The sequence below is a fragment of the Shewanella surugensis genome (assembly GCF_023284005.1).
Lineage (GTDB): Bacteria > Pseudomonadota > Gammaproteobacteria > Enterobacterales > Shewanellaceae > Shewanella > Shewanella surugensis.
In genome coordinates this window covers 1-4214 of the sequence record NZ_JAKIKS010000219.1, presented here as the reverse complement: position 1 = coordinate 4214, position 4214 = coordinate 1, and the positions used below count along the sequence as shown (strand labels likewise).

The window sequence follows — 4214 nt, the reverse complement described above, 5'->3', positions numbered from 1 at the left end:
AACTTGTTTCATTTATAAAAAGTGATAATTCATATACTAATGATAGTTATACAAAAATAATGATAAACAAACAAGTTCAATGATGCGATAAGTACTGAAATTATCACGTTGTTCTAATAGTGAACGAATTTATGATAATTTAATACTCAGGTACTTAGATGATGAGCTAGTGCTCTTTGAAAGCCCTGCTATTTGCATTCACCTTGTGGAGTCAAATCCCTCTTCAAATTTTATCCCTAATATAGGCTCTAAAAATAGGGCAAAATTCTTTCAGTGGATGATGTATTTAACAAATACAGTTCAAGCTGAATTAATGATCCATTTTTATCCTGAAAAACATACAACTTGTTCAAATGTAGCTTCTGATATTGCGAATATACAAGAAAAAAGAATAACAGATATGTTTCAACTCCTAGATAATGAATTAGAAAATAAAGCCTTTTTAGTCGGTAACATGATTACTGTTTGTGACTTTTCCTTATTTATGTTGACTATATAGGCTGATGAATTTAAAAAACCACCTTTAGCATTTAATAATCTATCTAGGTACCTTTGTAATATTAGCAAAGCAGGAAGCAATTATTAGCGTTTGTAAAAAAGAAAAATTGAGTTTATTAGACTATCAGTAAGTTACTTGTAACAAGCTGTTAAGAAAGGAAAAAACCAGTTTGTTTTTGCTCCTTCGTAAAAGACTATATAGACACTTATGATTATTTGCCTATTTTATAAGCATAAACTAGGCTTTGATTAGTAATCGATGGATTTATGCCGACGGCAAGAAAAACGATAGTGAATTTGGAAGACACTTCCTTTTATCATTGCGTGTCTCGCTGTGTTAGGCGAGCTTATTTGTGTGGTGAAGATGAATATACTGGTCAATCGTATGAGCATCGGCGAGCGTGGATCGAAGAGCGTATTCTTCAGCTAAAAGTATAAGGATAATGGTTTAACCAAAGAAGAAGGTGGTAACTGATAACAAGCTGATATAAAAATAATTATTTTATTAGCGGTGAGGCTAAGGGATCATCACAACTATCAAAAACGGTCCCCTGAAACATCACCCCAAACAGAGCGAGCTCTCATTCTGCTATTTGCATAATAAAGAGTCGGATAGCTTTAACTCAGGTACTTAACAGTAATTATATGAAGATACTTTGATTACAGTGATAAGATTTTTATCTTATCACTACATAGACAGTTTAGTATGAAAAATATCTAACTATAAGGAATAGTTATGAACAATAAATTTAACACATTACCCATGCAATTATTCTACACTCAGAATATTGGAGAATATGAATTTAATCTTGCTAGAGTTCTTGAAGTAAAACCAGGGTATAAAATATCGTTCGAAATTATTAGTAAGGCTTTAAATAAAATCGCTGATGCTCAGCCTTACCTTAGAGCAGTTCCATCAAACTCGGATAAACTAGCTGTTAAAATATTAAGCACAAATGAGGCAATGTCAATAGAACATAAGTTTATTGATAGCGTAGGTGATAACGAAATTTTTTCAGAAATTAATAACTTAATTGAGACCTACAGTAAAAAAATAAATAACATAACAGGGCCCACATTTATTCCAATTTTTTGTGAAGGTAAAAATTGGCAAAAATTTATAATACTAGCAGACCATTACGTAAGTGATAATGGATCAGCTATTATTATCCTTGGTCAGCTAGATGAGGCTATTGTTAACAATACCTATACATCGCTACCTGATAGTAAAACTATAGATTATCTTAATTCATTTATTAGTGAAACGATAAGCTCTGATCATCACGGAATATTGAAATATTGGAAAAAAAGGACTGAATATAAAAGTTCTAGGGCTGATAATACGATTGAAAATGAAAGAATTGTTAAAACCGCTATGAGTGATGCAAATGCTAAAGAAACAATTTCTTTTATTAAAAAATATAACATTACATTTGATCAGTTAGTTATTTCAGCATTTTTATATAGTTACTATCGCAATGTAACAGATAAAATATATGGTATACAAATTTATAATGATATGCGTAGAAGGTTAAATTTTAAAAATATACAAAAAATAGTCGGGTGGTTAGGGTACTCTTATCCTCTCTTTCCTAAAAATTTATCATCTAGAAATATAATTGTTCAAGTAAAAGATATTATTGAAAATATGCATGACTCAGAAAAAAATGGACTTGAATATTGTATCTTATCGGGAAATGATTCTCACAAGGATCTATTAACATCAATGGATGCTGCTGATATTGAGTATAGTAATATAGGTGATTTTCAAAAATATATGAGTCGGATGCATATTTTTAAGGATGATGAACAATTTAATGGATATTATGCTGCTAAAACATTCAGCAAAGATATGCCGAGGTATCGAGATATATTTGTCCGACCATTTATATTTGATGGTATTACATACTGCTCCATATGTTACAATTCAAAACAATACGGGGAAGTAGTCATGCAAAAATGTTGTGATGAAACCATAGCAAACATATCTATAATTATTAAAGAGTACATATTATTACAATCTAAAGGCTTGAATTAAGGGTAATGAAACATCCATTAATTATTTTTTTTGCAACGTTAACATTTATCATGTGCTTATCAAATGATATTTGCATTCCAGGTGTAGGTGAAATTGCAATAGCGTACAATACAAGCATTGACGTAGTTATAGCCTCTGTTAGTGTTTGGTTTTTCGGGTTGTTATGCACCCAGCTGTTTTTATTATTCGTTAAAATAAACTATTCCATTAACTTACTGTTGGTTGTAGCTGTTTTTTTTATTATTATTAATGGATTACTGTTCGTTGTAGAGAGTTCTGATGCTTTTATATTGCTTAGATTTTTAACAGGCGTTACTGTCGGGTTTTTAGCTCCCATTACCTATACGATAATTTATCAGCAATTTCCTGGTGATCAGGCTACAAAATATTTTTATAAAATCACTTCTATTTGTGCTGGATCAATCATGCTTGGACCTATCATTGGGTCTATATTTATAAGCATAGGTTTAATTAAAAGTATTTTTATTTTTGAAGCTGTTTTTTCAATGTTTGCTTTAATATATTTTACATTCACTAATAAACAGAAAGTTGTACAAAGGAAGAGTAGTCATAATTTGTCAGATGTAGTTCAACTTTTATTTAATTTTAAATTTATCACTTACACACTAGTTAATTCACTATTCTTTGCAAGTTTTATTGTTTGGATAGCAACAGGCGTAACTTTATTTTCACAAGAATATGTTATATTTACGCTACTACAGGTAGCACTTGTTTTTTCATTTGTAATGGGAAGTATAATTGGATCTATCTATCTTAGTCAGTTCACTTTGAGATCAACAGATATTACGGTTAATTTCATAATAGTAATTCTCTCTTTATTAGGATGTTTTATTAACTTAATTAGTTATCAAGACAGTATATTTCCATTTTTTTTGGTATTAATTGCTATTGGGTCAATATTCCCGATTTATCAGAAGAAAGCCCTTGACCAAGTAAACCACAGACTAGTTTGGCCTGCTACTATTCTTACTGCTATTATTAATAGTAGTATTGCTTTGATTGCAAGTTTACTCGCAGTGTACGTAATCACTTACTCGCATAAATATGTATTTATAGTTATCTTTCTATGTGTAGGAATTGCAAGCTTAGCAAAATTGATAGCATACAAGAAATTGGGTTCTGTCACAAAGTTGACTAAATAAATGCTAGATCTCAGCAATAAGTGACACACGTTTGCCCGTAAAAAATTCATAGGGATTCACGAAGTCTAACGCTTTTCTCGGTTCTGTCGCAAACTCAGATTATGCAGCTCTAAATTAAAGAGGTCGGATACGTAAGTATTCACCAGAGGGGGATTGACTAAGCTGGCATGAGCCCAAATACGTCTGGGTAGTCCTTTTTATCAACCACGGCCGGAATGATAGTGCTGACCACTGTTATCGGGGATAACTGTCGCTTCTTGCACGTTTCAACGACAGAGAGCAGCCGTGATCCCTAGCAGTAGAACTGAGCACTTGTCTAAGCGAGTTTCCAAAAGTATTATTAGGTATCACTCACAACCGATTGCTTATGTTTAGCCATTTTTCTACAAAGATTAAAGTAATGTTACTAGGGGGTGTTGACAATTGGCCATGATTAGCTGATTAAGATACAATTTTTCTCTTTGAAATTCATATGTCTCGTAAAATGATTAGCGATAAGCAGTGGCGACGAATTC

At 31.7% G+C, this 4214-nt stretch carries 3 protein-coding genes and 1 pseudogene; all 4 read left to right on the top strand.

What is annotated here, in order from left to right; all coding sequences use genetic code 11:
• The first annotated feature begins 169 nt into the window (after nt 1–169).
• The 4 genes and pseudogenes from L2764_RS25935 (at nt 170) to L2764_RS25920 (ending at nt 3699) form a co-directional block, all read left to right on the top strand.
• Nucleotides 170–499, top strand: coding sequence for a glutathione binding-like protein (locus tag L2764_RS25935; RefSeq protein ID WP_248943241.1), 330 nt, complete (start codon nt 170–172; stop codon nt 497–499).
• A gap of 266 nt (nt 500–765) precedes the next feature.
• Nucleotides 766–927 (top strand): annotated as a pseudogene (locus tag L2764_RS25930) (transposase); the annotation flags it as partial.
• Nucleotides 928–1234: 307 nt separating this feature from the next.
• On the top strand, nt 1235–2536 hold the full coding sequence (locus L2764_RS25925; RefSeq protein WP_248943240.1) for a condensation domain-containing protein: 1302 nt from the start codon (nt 1235–1237) through the stop codon (nt 2534–2536).
• Nucleotides 2537–2541: 5 nt separating this feature from the next.
• Nucleotides 2542–3699, top strand: a complete 1158-nt coding sequence (locus L2764_RS25920) for an MFS transporter (protein ID WP_248943239.1) — start codon at nt 2542–2544, stop codon at nt 3697–3699.
• The last annotated feature ends 515 nt before the right edge of the window (nt 3700–4214 follow it).

What these genes read in the sequence shown, in the direction of transcription:
- L2764_RS25925 (WP_248943240.1), top strand. Translation starts at nt 1,235, where the DNA reads ATGAACAATAAATTTAACACATTACCCATGCAATTATTCTACACTCAG.
- L2764_RS25920 (WP_248943239.1), top strand. Translation starts at nt 2,542, where the DNA reads ATGAAACATCCATTAATTATTTTTTTTGCAACGTTAACATTTATCATG.